This window comes from Sphingomonas sp. BL-S-28 (genome assembly GCF_055521515.1).
Window position 1 is genome coordinate 1,677,697 of the sequence record NZ_CM145484.1, and the last position, 15,138, is coordinate 1,692,834.

Below are 15,138 nucleotides of genomic sequence, written 5' to 3' on the forward strand. Positions count from 1 at the left end.
CTAGCGAGGTTGCGCGAGGGGCGAAAGGTGGCGTGCGATCAATCGCGGGTATCGAATGCGGCCCTGGCCGTCTGAACGTCGCCCAGATGCTTCTCCGCCCAGAGCCAGACGCCGCAGAATGCCTCGCCCAAGCTATGGCCCAGCGGGGTAAGGCGATAATCCACATGCGGGGGGATCACGGGGTGGACGGTGCGATGGACGAAACCGTCGCGCTCCATCTGGCGGAGTGTCTGCGTGAGCATCTTCTGGCTGATTCCGGGAACCGTGCGGGCAAGCTGGCTGAAGCGTGATTCGCCGCCTTCTTCCAGCGCCTCCAGCACCAGCAAGGTCCATTTGTCCGCTACACGGCCGATCAGTTCATTGACGAGCGCGTCCACACCGGGGACATTGGAGTAGGTGGTGATCGGCTGATTTTCCATTTCTTACCTTCCGGTGACTACAGCACTTTCAGGTGCCTACTTTCCAAAAGAGAGTATAAGCATCACACCGTCTTCGCAACCTTCCTCGCAGCTTTGCTTCCAAGGAGTTCACTATGAAGACCAGCGGCAACACCATTCTTCTTTCCGGCGGCGGTACGGGCATCGGCCGCGAACTGGCGCAGCGTTGGCATGACGCCGGCAATGTCGTGATCGTCACCGGGCGCACGCTTTCCAGTCTGGAAGAGACGGCAAAGGGGCATGCGAACATTCACCCGATGGCGCTGGATGTCGGCGATCCGGAGGGGATCCGTGCCTTTGCGCAGGACGTGCTGGCGAAGTTCCCGGCGCTCAACGTGCTGGTCAACAATGCCGGGATCATGCCGCTGGAGGACATTTCGAGCTCGCGCGACCTGTCGCGGGCGGAGGCTTGCGTGACCACCAATCTGCTGGGCCCGATCCGCCTGACCGATGCCCTGATCGATCACCTTTCGGCGCAACCGGATGCGGCGATCGTCAATGTCAGTTCCGGGCTTGCCTTCGTGCCGCTGGTTGCGGCGGCGGTCTATTCGGCGACCAAGGCGGCGATCCATTCGTGGACCGATTCGCTGCGCTTCGCGCTGGCCGGCAAGGTAGAGGTTATCGAACTGGCGCCGCCGGCGGTGCAGACCGAACTGACCCCTGGGCAGTCCACGCGGGAGGGCTACATGCCGCTGGGCGATTTCACCGACGAAGTGATGAGCCTGTTCGCACAGCAGCCGACGCCCGAACTGATCGGCGTGCAGCGCCTTGGCTTTCTGCGCAATGCAGAGGCGGAAGGCCGCTATGCCGAGACGTTCGCCACTCTCAACGCGCCGCACACCTGAAAAACGGCTCACCGCTGGAACCATCCGGCGGCCGGTGCTATCACTGTATGTTGCAGCGCAGCATCGGCGGCACGGCCATGTTTTCCAAAGACAAGCACGTACATTACCTGGATCTCGCACTTCAGGGTGGAGGCGCGCACGGCGCCTTCACCTGGGGTGTGCTCGACGGGCTTTTACAGGATGAACGGTTGATCCCCGGCGCCCTGAGCGGGGCAAGTGCGGGGGCCATGAATGCCGCCGTGCTGGTTTCGGGCCTCGTTAGCGGCGGGCGCGAGGGCGCGCGGGATAGGCTTCGCAGCTTCTGGAAGGAGCTGAACCGCTCCGGCCGAGAGGCGGGGCCGCTGATTCCGATGATCGAGGCGTTTCCGCAGACATCGCGCGCGCTCTCGTCCTGGTGGTCGACCGTGTTCAGAGACGTGGGCATGGCCCATGCTTCCCCCGAACTGGGCCGCGAGATGCAGGAAATCCTGCGCAAGGTGATAGACAAGCACGTCGATTTCGATGCGATCCGCAGCGAAGAGGCGCCGCCGTTGTTCGTTTCGGCTACCAATGCCCGATCGGGCGCCTTGCGTCTGTTCCGCAATGCCGATTTGACCAGCGATGCGCTGCTCGCCTCGGCCTGTCTGCCGCTTTATTTCCCTCCCGTCACGATCGACGGGAAGGATTATTGGGACGGCGGCTACAGCGCCAATCCGCCGCTGGTTCCGCTGGTGCAGGAAAGCGCCAACGACGATCTGCTACTGATCACCGTGAATACCCAGGTACGTTCCGAAACCCCGCGCAATGCCGCCGCAATCATCGATCGGCTGACGGAAATCGGCTTCAACCAGTCCATGCGCAAGGAATTGCAGGGGTTGGTGCTGCTGCAATCCGCGATCGGGCAGGCCCGGACGAAGGCCGGCGCGAAAGATGGGCTGGTCGCGCAAGTCGAGCGGCTGCGGCTTCATGAGATTCACGATGAGCCCACGCTTGCCGCCATGCCGGCGCAGACCAAGCTGCTGCCGGTGCGGCATCTGCTGCTGAAGCTTCACGATGCCGGTGAGGCGGCGGCCAAGCTGTGGTGCGAGGCGAATGTCGAGCATCTTGGCAAGCGTAGCACCGTGAATTTCGCCAAGCGCTTCGGGCCGGCGTGACGCCAGCGCAAATGACAAAAGAAAACCGGGCCGCCCTTGCGAGCGACCCGGCTAATCTTTGCACGTACCTAGACGAAAATTACATCGCCGGAACCAGCTTCTTGCTGGTGGCGATGCGGGCCATCGCCTTCTGCAGCTTTTCGAAAGCGCGAACCTCGATCTGGCGCACGCGTTCGCGGCTGACGTTGTAGACCTGGCTCAGCTCTTCGAGCGTCTTCGGGTCTTCGGTCAGGCGACGTTCGGTGAGAATGTCGCGTTCGCGGTCGTTCAGCGAGTCCATCGCCTCGACCAGCATGTCGTGGCGAACGGTGGCTTCTTCCGCGTCGGCAACGGTCTCGTCCTGCAGCGGGCGGTCATCCGCAAGGATGTCCATCCACTGGCCTTCGCCTTCCTCGCGCAGGGAGACGTTCAGCGAAGCATCGCCGCCCATCATCATGCGCCGGTTCATGTTCACCACTTCCTGCTGCGACACGCCAAGCGTGGTCGCGATCGTGGCGACATCGTCCGGATGCAGGTCGGTGTCCTCGTAGGCGTCGAGGTTCTTCTTCATGCGGCGCAAGTTGAAGAACAGCTTTTTCTGGCCCGCGGTGGTGCCCATCTTCACGAGCGACCACGAGCGCAGGATGAACTCTTGAATCGACGCCTTGATCCACCACATAGCATAAGTGGCGAGGCGGAAGCCCCGATCGGGCTCGAACTTCTTGACCCCCTGCATAAGGCCGATGTTGCCTTCGGAGATCAGTTCGGAAACGGGCAGGCCATAGCCACGGTAGCCCATCGCGATCTTCGCGACGAGGCGAAGATGGCTGGTTACCAGCTGTGCAGCAGCTTCGGGATCCTCGTGTTCCTTGTAGCGCTTGGCGAGCATGTATTCCTGCTCGGGCGCAAGCACAGGGAACTTGCGGATCTCGGAGAGATAACGATTGAGGCTCTGCTCGCTGCCCAGCGAAGGTACCGCCGGGAGATTGCGTCGCTTGGTGTTCACTGTCATCCGTCCTTTCCGGTCGGCCCGCGGTCGAAGACCCTATGCAGGCATCTTAGCTTGGGGCCACCTTTGTAAGATAGCATGTTAATCCGATTTCACTGACGCAGTTCGTCGATCAGAGCCCGCATGTCATCGGGAAGGGGGCTGGAAAATCGGACTGTCTCCCCAGTAACGGGGTGGACGAAGCCAAGTTCCGCTGCGTGAAGCGCTTGGCGGTGAAATCCGAGTCGTTGCACGACCGGACGAATCGCTGAAGGTGTACGTCCATATACTGGATCCCCCAATAGCGAATGCCCGATTGACGACATGTGAACGCGTACTTGGTGCGTTCTTCCCGTTTCGAGGCGACATTCTACAAGCGACGCGCCTTTAAGCGCTTCGATCGTGCGGTAATGAGTCACCGCGTGTTTGCCTCTGCCTTCTTCGACCAGTGCCATCTTCTTTCGGTTGGTATTCGAACGACCGATCGATCCGGTTACAGTGCCGGCAAGAGGAATCGGTTTTCCGGCGACGACGGCGCGATAGGCACGCTCGATCGAGTGGTCGGCGAACTGGGCGGCGAGGCCCTCGTGGGCACGGTCGGTCTTGGCGACCACCAGCAATCCGGAGGTGTCCTTGTCGATGCGGTGGACGATGCCGGGCCGCGCCACGCCGCCAATTCCCGAAAGCTGGCCGCGGCAATGATGAAGCAGGGCATTGACCAGCGTGCCGTCCAGATTGCCGGCGGCGGGATGGACGACGAGGCCGGCCGGCTTGTCGACAACGATCAGGTATTCATCCTCGAACACGACGTTCAGCGGAATGTCCTGCGGCGCCGCTTCGGCGGGAATGGCTTCGGGCACGGCGATGGCGAAAGGCGTGCCGGGCTCCACCTTGAGCGAGGCCTGCGCGGCAGGTTTGCCCGAAAGCGTGATGCGGCCTTCGCCCATCAGGGCCTTGATGCGTTCGCGCGAGAGGCCGCTGGCCTCTGCAAGCGCCTTGTCGAGGCGGCCACCGGCCTCCCCGATCGTACCTTCAATGATGTTTTCCATGACCCCCATTGTCTGTACGATTTGGGGATGAATGTCGAAGTGACAAGAGAGGTTGTTACCGCTTTGATGGAGGAAGCCGCGCGCTGCCATCCGGAAGAGTGCTGCGGGCTGCTGCTGGGGGCAGCGGCGGGGGAGGGCACGCGCATCGACCGTGCGGTTTCCGCTGCCAATGTCGCCCCCGAACGCACCCGCCATTTCGAGATCGATCCGGCGATGCTATTGGCCGCCCACCGCGCCGCGCGGGCCGGCGGGCCGCAGATTCTCGGCTATTATCATTCGCATCCTACGGGACAGCCCGTACCTTCCGCCGTGGATCGCGAACATTCCACCGGCGATTTGCGGATTTGGGCGATCATCGGCGACGGGCGTGTTGCATTCTGGCGAGATAGCGGGAATGGTTTTTCACCAATTATCTGCGATGTCATCGGCGGGAATCATCCGGATTCGCCTATAGATTCTGCTGATGCGGCGCATCTTGCCCAAACCTGATCGCCACCTATCTGTTGGCCACCTGAAAGCATGGAAGTTTCCGCGAATATGAGCACCAGTGCGATCGAACTTGCCAGTCTCCTCTGTTCGCGCCTTTGTCACGACATGTTGAGCCCGGTGGGCGCGCTGTCGAACGGCCTTGAACTCCTGTCCGACGAGAAGGATCCGGAGATGCGCCAGCGCTGTTTCGAACTGCTGGACCAGAGCGCGCGAATCTCGGCAGACAAGCTGAAGTTCTTCCGCCTTGCGTTCGGCGCGGCGGGCGGTTTCGGCGACATGGTGCCGGTTACCGAGGCGCGGGCCCTGGTCGATGCGCTGATCGCCAATAATGCGCGGATCGTCGTCAACTGGTCGCTGGGCAGCGACACGATGCCCAAGCCGGCGATCAAGACGCTGCTCAACTTCGCGCTGATCGGCATCGAGGCGCTGCCGCGCGGCGGCACACTGGATATCGCTGCCGAACTGCGTCCCGATCAGCTGACTTGCGGCACCAGCGAGATCGTCGTGCGTGCGGCGGGCCCGCGTATCGCTTTCGACCGCGACGTCGGCCGGGCCCTTGAAGGCACGCTGCCCGAGGGCGACCTGTCCAGCCGCACCGCACCGGCGGCGATGATCCAGCAGCTTGCGCAAAGCCTTGGCGGGCGGTTGCAATATGCACTGGGCGACGATGCGCTGGTGCTCGGCGCGGTTCTTCCCGGTATCTGACGGGCCGCAAGGGAAGGGCATCGGACGATGAACCGCTGGCTGGTCAACCGAGTCGTCGAATCGCCCAACCACAACGAGCGCAAGCTGCCGGTTTCCATGGTGGTGCTCCACTATACCGGCATGAAGAGCGCCGATGAGGCGCTGGAGCGCATGTGCGATCCGGCGGCGGAAGTTTCCGCGCACTACATGATCGACGAGGAGGGGATCGTCACCTCGCTGGTGCCGGAGGACAGGCGGGCGTGGCACGCCGGCCGGTCCTACTGGCGCGGCGTGACTGACGTGAATTCCGCCTCGGTGGGGATCGAACTGGTCAATCCCGGGCATGAATGGGGCTATCGTCCGTTCCCCGAACCGCAGATGGACGCGCTGCTGCCGCTGCTGGCGGACATCATGGACCGGCACGACATCCCGCGTGCGAATGTGGTCGCCCATTCGGACATCGCGCCGTCGCGCAAGCTGGATCCGGGCGAGTACTTCGATTGGGCCCGCCTTGGCCAACTGGGGCTTGCGCTGGAAATCCCGCCGGCGAAGATGAACCTGTTCTACGACAATCCCGGCGCCTTCTACCTGGCGCTCGAACGGTTCGGATACGACATCGCGGATGGCCGCGCGGCGGTCAGCGCGTTTCAGCGCCGCTGGCGGCCCGAGATCATCGATGGCGTGATCGATGGCGAAATCGGCGGAATTCTCTTCGAACTGCTGTTGGAGCGCGACACCGGTCGTGCTAGGTGACCGCCCGCACCGGGGAGCCGGGCAGCCGCGGGCATCTTTGGATGCGCGAGGAAAGTCCGGGCTCCACGAAACAAGGGTGGCGGGTAACGCCCGCCGGGCGAGTTGGGTTTTCAGGCCCGGCGAAGCTTAGGGAAAGTGCCACAGAGAGCAGACCGCCAACCGGGCTCAGGTTCGGAAGGTAAGGGTGAAAGGGTGCGGTAAGAGCGCACCGCGCTACCGGTAACGGCAAGCGGCATGGCAAACCCCACCCGGAGCAAGACCGAATAGGGGCTGCGCGCCATCTTGAATGGCGGGTTCGTTTCGGACCCAGGCAGCCCGGGTTGGTCGCTTGAGCGACGCAGCAATGCGTCGCCTAGAGGAATGGCTGCCGCCGCGGCGTAAGGTCCCTCTGTTTGGGAGACCACGCCAGGTACAGAACCCGGCTTACAGGCTCCCCGGTGCGTTACGATCCTGAGCGGCGACCTGAATGACAATGCCGTCTGCAGTGTCGCAGGCCTGGATGAACCAGCGATTCTCGCCCTCCAACCCGATAGCCGTCAGCGTGCCGTGGACATAGGCGCCGGTGTCGATGCCGATGCGGTTGGAGCGGATTTCCGGCTGCTGGGTGATGGTGTGCCCATGCACGACCACTGCCCCGAAATCGCCGGCATGCGTCAGGAACGGCTCGCGAATCCATCGGCAGTCATGGCCCAACTGATGGTCCAGCGGCGTATCCGGCCGCACCCCGGCGTGGACGAACAGATAATCGCCGATGCGCACCATTTTCTCGAACCCGTCGAGGAAATCGAAATCATCCTGCGGGATGGCATCCAGCATCGCCAGTTGCAGTTCTTCCGGCTCGGCTGCCATCACGAAACCTGGGTCCACGCCATAGGAGATGATCGTCTCGCGCCCGCCGTACTTCACGAAGCTGCGGAACGCGTCCAGCTTGCGCGCGGCGACCAGCAGCATTTCCTCGTGATTGCCCTGAATGAAGTCCACCCGGCGTTCGCGCGACCATCGCCGCGCCCGGTCGATCACGCCGGCGCTTGCGGGGCCGCGGTCGATCAGATCGCCAAGCAGGATGACGTTGCTGACGGCCTCACCCCGATTGGCGTCGTCGCGCTCGATCGCGGCGATGAGTCCCTCGAAGAGGTCGAGCCGGCCATGAATGTCCCCCACGGCATAGACTCGCTGGCCTGGCGGCAGCTTGGGCGTCCATTGTCTGGCGGGACGGGCGACAAGATTTTTGAGCTTTGAAAGCATTCTATGCCGGCCGGTATACGCCGCGCCCGGAGCCTGGGCAAGCGCGCCGCGCTGCAACTGCGAGTGGCAAAAAGTCCACACTTCGTTTCCCGATTGTTGCTTTTCTGAAATTTTCCTTGTGCGTTTTCTTGGTGCGATGCAGCATTATTGTGCTGACGCACGCTGTCCCGAAACGAGGACGCGGCGAAAAGCGCAGGTGGGAACGAAGCACCAAAAAGAATTTGTGAGGGAATGAACATGGTTATGTCCGTCCGTGGCCTTATCGCCGCGACCCTTCTTGCGGGCTCCGCGCTCGCAGCGACCCCCGCCTTCGCCGACGAAGCCGACGCTCCCAAGGACTTCACCGTCACCGGTAACGTTGCGCTCACCACCGATTACCGTTTCCGCGGCGTTTCGCTGTCGAACGGCGATCCGGCCATTCAGGGCGGCATCACCGTTTCGCACAAGAGCGGCGTCTACGTCAGCACCTGGTCGTCCTCGATCCATGGTGGCGACGTCTATGGCGATCAGGAACTGGACCTCATCGCCGGCTGGACCGGCGGCCTGGGCAGCAGCGGCCTGACGCTTGACGCCGGCATGCTGTATTACGCCTATCCGAGCGGCCACGTGGGCGATGCCAACTACTGGGAACCTTACGCATCGCTGGCCTACTCGGTCGGACCGGCCAAGCTGAAGGCGGGCCTTGCCTATGCGTGGAAGCAGAAGGGCCTGCTGACCATCAACGGCTACAAGCACGACAACGTCTATGTCTACGGCAACGTCGACGTCGCCATCCCCAATACGCCGGTCACCGTGTCGGGCCACCTCGGCTACACCAACGGCGTGCTCGCGCCGTGCTATTACTGCAATGGCGACAAGACCGGCGTCGACTATTCGATCGGCGCTTCGATGACGGTGTACGGCCCGCTCTCGGTTGGCGTCAGCTACGTCGGCGTCAGCGGTCCCAGCATCGACAGCTACACCAACGACGCGGTGGTGGGCACGCTTACCGCTTCGTTCTGATCCAACGAAAATTCGCAGGAGGACCCGCCCGGAGCATTCCGGGCGGGTTTTTCGCGTCCGGACGCTGCGATTGCGAGAACATGGTGGAGTGGCAGGCTTGGTCTGGTCTATCGTGCCCCATCCAAGTCAAAAATGCGTGCGGACGCCCGCAAAGGTGCGCTGCCGTTTTCCAAAGGACATCCCGTGACCAAGTACCTTCACACCATGATCCGCGTGACCGATCCGGACGCGACGATCGCCTTCTTCGAACTGATCGGGCTGAAGGAAACGCGCCGATTTTCCAGCGAACAGGGCCGTTTCACGCTGATCTATCTGGCCGTGCCGGGCGAGGAATCGGAAGTGGAGCTGACCTATAACTGGCCGGCCGAGGACGGTTCGTTTGAGGAATATACCGGCGGACGCAATTTCGGCCATCTCGCCTTCCAGGTCGACGATATTTACGCCACCTGCCAGACGCTGGCCGATGCGGGCGTGACCATCAACCGCCCCCCGCGTGACGGTCACATGGCTTTCGTGCGCACGCCCGACGGCATTTCGGTGGAACTGCTGCAGGACGGCCGCCTCGAACCCGCAGAGCCCTGGGCCTCGATGCCGAACGTCGGCGCCTGGTAAGGCCTTGCTACGAAGACCGGCGCGGCGTCAGGCCGCGTCGGCCGTTCGCGCAGTACGTCCCGCGGATTGCGGCGCGAAACGCAGGATCGCGAAGCCCAGCAGCGAAGAACACAGCGACCCGGCCAGCACCCCCAGCTTGGCTTCCTCCACCAGCTCCGGAAAGCGCGGGAAGGCAAGCGCGCCGATGAACAGGCTCATCGTGAAGCCGATCCCGCACAGCGCTGCCATGCCCCACAGCTGAAGCCAGCTGGCACCTTCCGGGCGCGAGGCGAAACCGGTGCGGTCCGCCAGCACGATGGCGGCGAAGATGCCGATCTGCTTACCCAGAAACAGGCCCAGCGCCACGCCCAGCGGCACCGGATCCAACAAGCTGTTGCCGGTGCCATCCCCCGAAAGCGCCACGCCCGCGTTGGCAAAGCCGAACAGCGGCACGATCAGGAAGCTGTTCCAGGGCGCCAGCGCATGTTCCAGCCGCAGCAGCATCGATTCGCGGCGCAATGGGCGCAGCGGGATCGTGAAAGCCAGGAGCACGCCGGCTACCGTGGCATGGATTCCGGAATTCAGCACGCAGATCCACAGTGCAAGGCCCAGCAGCAGATAGACCGACAGGAACGGAACCCGCAGCCGCCCGCAGGCCAGCAGCGCGATCAGCACGCCCAATCCCGCCATGGCCCAGATCGCATCGATGTGCGCAGTATAGAACAGTGCGATCACCGCAACCGCGCCAAGATCGTCGACAATGGCTACGGTCAGCAGGAACAGACGTAGCGATGCCGGCACGCGGCGGCCGAGCAGGGCAAGTACGCCCACTGCAAAGGCGATGTCGGTTGCTGCCGGGATCGCCCAACCACGCTGGGCGGGTGGCTCCAGGCCGGCGGTCGCAAGATAGATCAGTGCAGGCGCAATCATTCCGGCCAGCGCCGCCAGTACGGGAAGCCGCCGCCGCGCCGGGCTGGACAGTTCGCCGTCGATGATCTCGCGCTTTATCTCCAGCCCGACGACAAGGAAGAACACCGCCATCAGCGCGTCGTTGATCCAGGCATGCAGCGTGTCGAGTCGGGCGACCGGCGTCCAACTCAGCGGATGGTGAAACAGTTCATGGTAACCATGACCAAGCGACGAATTGGCCACCAATAGCGCCATTATTGCGACGAAAATCAGCAGAATCCCCGCCGAAGCCTCGCTGCTTATTAACTTTATGAAACGGAACGCCAATTCATTGGCGTAATTGCGCTGTGCACTCATAAGTCCTGTCTCGGGCAGACTTGGCGGCGATGCAAGCCGCCCATGCAATCCGGATGCCGGCCTGACGGTAACGTCAAGCGCTTCATCCGGAATGCGCCTGTCGGGGTTCGGGGGGACTACGTGGTAACAGCTGGTGCGATTCAGCAGGCGCTCGTGTGCCTGCAGCATGTCGAGCAGGAACTTCTGCTCTTTACGGCGTTCTGGCTTTTGCTGGGCGCGTGCGACGATCTGGGCACGGACATTGCGTGGCTTTGGTTGCGGCTGACGGGCAGGGCGCGCGGCACACGCTTGTCGCAGGAGGACTGCGATGCGCCATTGACCGGACGCGTCGCGATCCTTGTGGCCGCCTGGCAAGAGGATGAGGTGATCGGCCACACCATCCGGCACGCGCTTGCGGCGTGGCGACAGCAGGATTTTCGCCTCTACATCGGCTGCTATGCCAACGATCCAGAAACGCTGGCGACTGCGATGGACGGAGCGGGGCAGGATGCCCGCGTACGCCTGGTGATCCATTCGCGCCATGGCCCCACCACCAAGGCCGATTGCCTGAATCGCCTTTACGACGCCCTGTGCGAGGATGAGCGGCGCTGGGATCATCCGTTCCGCTGCATTGTGCTTCACGATGCCGAGGACATGGTTCATTCCGCCGAACTGACCGTGATCGACCGCACGCTGGACCACGCCGATTTCGTGCAGTTGCCGGTCCGTGCCGAACGCGAGGCGCGCTCGCGATGGGTGGGCGGGCATTATCTCGACGAGTTTGCCGAAGCCCATGGCAAATCGCTGGTGGTGCGCGATGCCTTGGGGGCAGCGTTGCCGGCTGCAGGGGTGGGCTGCGGGTTCTCCCGCAAGATGCTGGCGCGGATTGCACAGCAACGCGTGGCGGCGGGCGGCAAGGGACCGTTCGCGGCCGAATGCCTTACCGAAGACTACGAGCTGGGCGTGCTGGTCTGGCGGGAAGGCGGCAAGGGGCGCTTCGTCCGCGCGCGCGATCCGCAGGGCGAACTGGTCGCTACGCGGGCCTATTTTCCGGATCGGCTGGAGGATTCGGTGCGGCAGAAGACGCGCTGGATCCATGGCATCGCGTTTCAGTCCTGGGACCGGCTGGGCTGGAGCCGCATCGACGGGCGCGCCGGCCGGGCCGCAGGCATGGCCGATGTCTGGATGGCGCTGCGCGATCGGCGCGGGCCGCTGACGGCGGTGATCCTGGCGGCGAGCTATCTGCTGATCGTGGTGGAGGCGGCCCTGGCAATTCTTCGTCTCAGTGGCTGGCAGATCTTGCCGATGCAATCGCCCGTGCTGCGGATCATGCTGATTGCATGCGCCGTCAGCCTGGCATGGCGATGCGCGCTCAGAGGGATGTTCACCGCCCGCGAATACGGCGCGATGGAAGGGGTTTGGGCTATTCTGCGCCTGCCGGTGGCCAATATCATCGCGATCCTTGCCACGCGCCGGGCACTGACCAGCTATGTGCGGACGCTGGCGGGCGGTGCGGTCGTCTGGGACAAGACGCGCCACGCGGCCCATCCGGCGGCCATTCCGGCAAGTGGCCACCGCCTTGCTCAAAATCGCCCAGCGGCGGCCGTTTCGTCGATACGTGGGACTGCGGCGGCCGAACCTATGCGGACGGCCGCATGATGTCGGGGCGCATGCGCGGACAGCCTGTGGTCGCCTTGCTCGCGGTGCTTTGCGGATGGGCGGGCGGCCGGCTCTCGGCATGGGAGGCGGAGCCTTCGGTGGCGGCGCCGGCGATAGGTACGGCAAGCGCCGGCACGGAAGGGGAGGGCGGTTATCGCGTCGACCCTGCGACGGGGCCCCAGTCGTTTACCGGGACCTATCCGTTTGCCGGCGGATATCCGGATGTGCCGTCATCTGCCGGCCAGGCCTATGGCCCTCCGCAGTACTGGCAGCCGGGCGCGATGGTTCCGCGCGGGGCGGTTTTCCGGCAGGTCCGCGTCGCCGGTTATCCGGGCGGCGTAGCCTATGTTTTCGTGCCCGGTCCGGCAGGTGCAGCGGGGCGCGACCCGGCCCTTTTCGCGCAGGCGAATGCCGATAACGAGCAGGCTCCAGGCTGGGCCGCTGTCGACCCCGGGCGGGACTTTCCGCGAACGCCGATGGGGGCCGTGGCGCCGCGGCGGCTCCCTGCCGGTTTGCCGTCCTTCGCGTTGCTTTCCGCGCCGTTACCCGTCGATGCGCCTGCTGGTGCCGGGCAGGTCGCGCCGCCGGAGGGGCAGGACGGAGCCGCACGACCTGCGTTTGCGTTGAAGCGCTGGTCGGTCGACTCCTGGGCTTTGCTGCGCGGCAATGGCGCGGGGCCTTTGGCGAACGGCGCATTGCCGGCCACTTATGGCGCCAGCCAGACGGGTGCGATCATCCGCTACCGACTGGCGCGGCAGTCTGCCTATCGCCCCGAAGTCTACCTGCGATCCACGACCACGCTGGGGCAGACCCGGAACGAGATCGCCACCGCAATCGGCCTCGCCGCACGTCCTTTGCCAGGCTTGCCCGTGGTGACCGCCCTTGAAGCGCGCATGACCCAGCAGGCCGGGCAGCACTGGTTCCAGCCGGTCGCCATGGCGATTACCGCCCTGCCGCCGTTCGAACTGCCGCACCGGTTGCGCGGTGAGACCTATGGCCAAGCCGGCTATGTCGGCGGCAAGTTCGCGACGCCGTTTGCGGAAGGACAGCTTCGGGTTGATCGCAGCCTGTTCAGTCTGGCGCGCGCGGAAGCGCGGCTGGGCGGGGGGCTGTGGGGCGGTGTCCAGAAGGGGGCGGGCAGGCTGGATGCTGGGCCCTCGGCCACGCTGGCGCTGCCTCTGGCAAAGAACGTGTTCGGGCGTCTGGCAGTCGATTGGCGTTTCCGCGTTGCCGGAGACGCCAAACCGGACTCCGGACCGGCTCTGACTCTTTCCGCAGGTTTCTGATTCGCGGCTTTTCTCCGCTGCCGTGCTGCGTTAGCGAGAGAACTGGAATGGATGTCTATCTTCCCATCGCCAATCTCTCGGTCAACGGGCTGGTCATCGTTGCGCTGGGTGCACTGACAGGGATCCTGTCGGGAATGTTCGGCGTGGGCGGCGGCTTCCTGACCACGCCGCTGATGATCTTCTACGGCATTCCCCCCACGGTCGCGGCGGCATCGGCCGCCAGCCAGGTTACCGGCGCCAGCGTTTCGGGCGTGTTCGCCCATGCCAAGCGCGGCGGAGTGGATTACCTGATGGGGTCGGTCATGGTGTTCGGCGGCATCGTCGGCACCGGGATCGGCGCGCTGCTGTTCAACCTGCTGGCGCGGCTGGGCCAGATCGATACCGTGATCAACATCCTTTATGTCGGGATGCTGGGTTCGATCGGCAGCCTGATGGCCAAGGAAAGCATTCAGGCGATTCGGGCGGAGCGCAGCGGCGTGCCGATCGCGGCGCGAAAACGCCGGCATCACCCGATGGTCGCCAGCCTGCCGATGCGCTGGCGCTTCTATCGATCCGGCCTCTACATCTCGCCACTGGCGCCACTGTTGCTGGGGGTCGCCACCGGTATCCTGACGATGCTGATGGGCATCGGCGGCGGCTTCATCCTGGTGCCGGCCATGCTCTACATCCTGGGTATGAGCGCCAATGTCGTCGTCGGCACCTCGCTCTGGCAGATCCTCTTCACCACGATTGCCACCACCATGATGCACGCGATGACCACGCATGCCGTGGACATCGTGCTGGCATCGCTGCTGCTGTTCGGCTCCGTTACCGGCGCCCAGATGGGCGCACAGCTCGCGCAGAAGGCAAGCCCGGTGAAACTGCGCCTGATTCTGGCGGTGATCGTGCTGCTGGTGGCGGGGCGCATGGCGATCGGGCTGGGATATCGGCCTGACGAGATCTTCACGGTCGCCCCGCTATGAGGCTGGTGGCTGCCTCATTCGCTCTCCTGGCAGCGGTCATGCTGGGCGGCGCGCGCGATCCGATCCTGGTGCCCGAAGTCTCGCAGCATGAAGTGGCGCTGCAGCAGGGTTTTACCGGCACCGAACTGCTGTTGTTCGGCGCGATCCTGACCCCGGAAGGATCACGCGCCGCGCAGGACTATGACATCGTCGTGGTGCTGAAGGGGCCGACCCAATCGATCATCCTGCGTGAAAAGCGCAAGGTCGCCGGGATCTGGATCAATGCGAACAGCACCGAACTGCGTTCGGCGCCGTCGTACTATGCCATCGCCTCGACCAAGCCCATCGCCCGGATCGTCGATGACAAGACGGCGGCGATCTACGAATTGGGCCTGAAATGGCTGCAACTCTCGCCGATCGGCGCGATCGACCCGGATGAGCAGACGCGCTTTGCCAATGGTCTGGTCGACCTCAACCGTCGCAACGGGCTCTATCGCGAAGATGAGGGCGGCGTGAAGGTCAGCGAGCAAGTGCTCTATCAGGCGCGCATCGGCCTGCCCTCGCGCGTTCCGACGGGAACCTACACGGCCGAGACTTTTGCCATTTCGAAGGGGCGCGTGGTGGCATCGGCCAGCAGCCAGGTCGAAGTGCGCAAGCTCGGCGTGGAGCGGGCAATCGCCACTTTTGCCGAGAACTACGGCTTTGCTTATGGCCTGCTGGCGGTGATCGTTTCGGTGGGCATGGGCTGGATCGCCGGCCGGCTTTTCGCGCTGCGCTGAAGCGCCGGCTCGGTTTGGTGCTGAGACTTTTGT

15 protein-coding genes, 1 other RNA gene and 1 pseudogene are annotated in these 15,138 nt (G+C 63.9%); 12 read left to right on the forward strand and 5 right to left on the reverse strand.

From position 1 onward, the window contains the following. Positions 1-38 precede the first annotated feature (38 nt). Positions 39-419, reverse strand: coding sequence for a winged helix-turn-helix transcriptional regulator (locus tag ACZ1JC_RS16675; protein ID WP_465135809.1), 381 nt, complete (start codon positions 417-419; stop codon positions 39-41). Positions 420-532: 113 nt separating this feature from the next. On the opposite strand from ACZ1JC_RS16675, the gene ACZ1JC_RS16680 reads away from it, so the two are divergent. Beyond that, positions 533-1,282: an SDR family oxidoreductase gene (locus ACZ1JC_RS16680; RefSeq protein WP_465135808.1), complete on the forward strand. Its 750-nt coding sequence runs from the start codon at positions 533-535 to the stop codon at positions 1,280-1,282. A 77-nt stretch (positions 1,283-1,359) separates the two neighbouring features. Further along, on the forward strand, positions 1,360-2,415 hold the full coding sequence (locus ACZ1JC_RS16685; RefSeq protein WP_465135807.1) for a patatin-like phospholipase family protein: 1,056 nt from the start codon (positions 1,360-1,362) through the stop codon (positions 2,413-2,415). A 79-nt stretch (positions 2,416-2,494) separates the two neighbouring features. Here ACZ1JC_RS16685 and rpoH read toward each other — a convergent pair whose 3' ends face one another. Further along, a complete protein-coding gene (gene rpoH / locus ACZ1JC_RS16690) occupies positions 2,495-3,406 on the reverse strand; it encodes an RNA polymerase sigma factor RpoH (RefSeq protein WP_465135806.1) in 912 nt (303 codons plus the stop codon). A gap of 89 nt (positions 3,407-3,495) precedes the next feature. Beyond that, positions 3,496-4,440, reverse strand: a complete 945-nt coding sequence (locus ACZ1JC_RS16695) for an RluA family pseudouridine synthase (protein ID WP_465135805.1) — start codon at positions 4,438-4,440, stop codon at positions 3,496-3,498. An 18-nt stretch (positions 4,441-4,458) separates the two neighbouring features. Between ACZ1JC_RS16695 and ACZ1JC_RS16700 the strand changes: the two genes are divergently transcribed. The 4 genes from ACZ1JC_RS16700 to rnpB all read left to right on the forward strand — a co-directional run bounded on the left by ACZ1JC_RS16700 (position 4,459) and on the right by rnpB (position 6,799). Beyond that, positions 4,459-4,920 (forward strand): M67 family metallopeptidase, encoded by a 462-nt coding sequence (locus ACZ1JC_RS16700; RefSeq protein WP_465135804.1) that lies wholly within the window; start codon positions 4,459-4,461, stop codon positions 4,918-4,920. Between the two features lie 48 nt (positions 4,921-4,968). Next, positions 4,969-5,625 carry a histidine phosphotransferase family protein gene (locus ACZ1JC_RS16705; RefSeq protein WP_465135803.1) on the forward strand — a complete coding sequence of 219 codons (657 nt, stop codon included), beginning with the start codon at positions 4,969-4,971 and terminating at the stop codon, positions 5,623-5,625. 27 nt (positions 5,626-5,652) lie between these two features. Next, complete coding sequence (locus ACZ1JC_RS16710; protein WP_465135802.1) at positions 5,653-6,357, forward strand: N-acetylmuramoyl-L-alanine amidase; 705 nt, start codon at positions 5,653-5,655, stop codon at positions 6,355-6,357. Between the two features lie 9 nt (positions 6,358-6,366). After that, positions 6,367-6,799, forward strand: an RNA gene (gene rnpB, locus ACZ1JC_RS16715) — RNase P RNA component class A. 227 nt (positions 6,800-7,026) lie between these two features. On the opposite strand, the pseudogene ACZ1JC_RS16720 reads toward rnpB, so the two are convergent. Beyond that, positions 7,027-7,602: pseudogene (locus ACZ1JC_RS16720) on the reverse strand (metallophosphoesterase); the annotation flags it as partial. Positions 7,603-7,839: 237 nt separating this feature from the next. On the opposite strand from ACZ1JC_RS16720, the gene ACZ1JC_RS16725 reads away from it, so the two are divergent. Beyond that, the gene (locus ACZ1JC_RS16725) at positions 7,840-8,604 is read left to right on the forward strand and encodes a TorF family putative porin (RefSeq protein ID WP_465135801.1); all 765 of its coding nucleotides are present in this window, start codon (positions 7,840-7,842) and stop codon (positions 8,602-8,604) included. 183 nt (positions 8,605-8,787) lie between these two features. Beyond that, positions 8,788-9,216 (forward strand): VOC family protein, encoded by a 429-nt coding sequence (locus tag ACZ1JC_RS16730; protein WP_395331588.1) that lies wholly within the window; start codon positions 8,788-8,790, stop codon positions 9,214-9,216. Positions 9,217-9,243: 27 nt separating this feature from the next. Here the strand turns inward: ACZ1JC_RS16730 and nhaA are convergent, their stop codons facing one another. Continuing rightward, positions 9,244-10,461, reverse strand: a complete 1,218-nt coding sequence (gene nhaA, locus ACZ1JC_RS16735) for a Na+/H+ antiporter NhaA (protein WP_465135800.1) — start codon at positions 10,459-10,461, stop codon at positions 9,244-9,246. Between the two features lie 120 nt (positions 10,462-10,581). Between nhaA and ACZ1JC_RS16740 the strand changes: the two genes are divergently transcribed. The 4 genes from ACZ1JC_RS16740 to ACZ1JC_RS16755 are packed head-to-tail and all read left to right on the forward strand — an operon-like array spanning position 10,582 to position 15,105. Beyond that, entirely contained in the window at positions 10,582-12,099 is a 1,518-nt protein-coding gene (locus tag ACZ1JC_RS16740) for a glycosyl transferase family protein (RefSeq protein WP_465135799.1), read from the forward strand. A gap of 11 nt (positions 12,100-12,110) precedes the next feature. Then, on the forward strand, positions 12,111-13,385 hold the full coding sequence (locus ACZ1JC_RS16745) for a hypothetical protein (RefSeq protein WP_465135798.1): 1,275 nt from the start codon (positions 12,111-12,113) through the stop codon (positions 13,383-13,385). Between the two features lie 47 nt (positions 13,386-13,432). Beyond that, positions 13,433-14,347 carry a sulfite exporter TauE/SafE family protein gene (locus ACZ1JC_RS16750; RefSeq protein ID WP_465135797.1) on the forward strand — a complete coding sequence of 305 codons (915 nt, stop codon included), beginning with the start codon at positions 13,433-13,435 and terminating at the stop codon, positions 14,345-14,347. Further along, positions 14,344-15,105 (forward strand): TIGR02186 family protein, encoded by a 762-nt coding sequence (locus ACZ1JC_RS16755; RefSeq protein WP_465135796.1) that lies wholly within the window; start codon positions 14,344-14,346, stop codon positions 15,103-15,105. The genes ACZ1JC_RS16750 and ACZ1JC_RS16755 overlap by 4 nt, the downstream gene beginning before the upstream one ends. Positions 15,106-15,138: the final 33 nt, after the last annotated feature.

Coding starts and splice junctions, on each gene's coding strand:
- ACZ1JC_RS16675 (WP_465135809.1), bottom strand. CDS start 419: ATGGAAAATCAGCCGATCACCACCTACTCCAATGTCCCCGGTGTGGAC.
- ACZ1JC_RS16680 (WP_465135808.1), top strand. CDS start 533: ATGAAGACCAGCGGCAACACCATTCTTCTTTCCGGCGGCGGTACGGGC.
- ACZ1JC_RS16685 (WP_465135807.1), top strand. CDS start 1,360: ATGTTTTCCAAAGACAAGCACGTACATTACCTGGATCTCGCACTTCAG.
- rpoH (WP_465135806.1), bottom strand. CDS start 3,406: ATGACAGTGAACACCAAGCGACGCAATCTCCCGGCGGTACCTTCGCTG.
- ACZ1JC_RS16695 (WP_465135805.1), bottom strand. CDS start 4,440: ATGGGGGTCATGGAAAACATCATTGAAGGTACGATCGGGGAGGCCGGT.
- ACZ1JC_RS16700 (WP_465135804.1), top strand. CDS start 4,459: ATGAATGTCGAAGTGACAAGAGAGGTTGTTACCGCTTTGATGGAGGAA.
- ACZ1JC_RS16705 (WP_465135803.1), top strand. CDS start 4,969: ATGAGCACCAGTGCGATCGAACTTGCCAGTCTCCTCTGTTCGCGCCTT.
- ACZ1JC_RS16710 (WP_465135802.1), top strand. CDS start 5,653: ATGAACCGCTGGCTGGTCAACCGAGTCGTCGAATCGCCCAACCACAAC.
- ACZ1JC_RS16725 (WP_465135801.1), top strand. CDS start 7,840: ATGGTTATGTCCGTCCGTGGCCTTATCGCCGCGACCCTTCTTGCGGGC.
- nhaA (WP_465135800.1), bottom strand. CDS start 10,461: ATGAGTGCACAGCGCAATTACGCCAATGAATTGGCGTTCCGTTTCATA.
- ACZ1JC_RS16745 (WP_465135798.1), top strand. CDS start 12,111: ATGCGCGGACAGCCTGTGGTCGCCTTGCTCGCGGTGCTTTGCGGATGG.
- ACZ1JC_RS16750 (WP_465135797.1), top strand. CDS start 13,433: ATGGATGTCTATCTTCCCATCGCCAATCTCTCGGTCAACGGGCTGGTC.
- ACZ1JC_RS16755 (WP_465135796.1), top strand. CDS start 14,344: ATGAGGCTGGTGGCTGCCTCATTCGCTCTCCTGGCAGCGGTCATGCTG.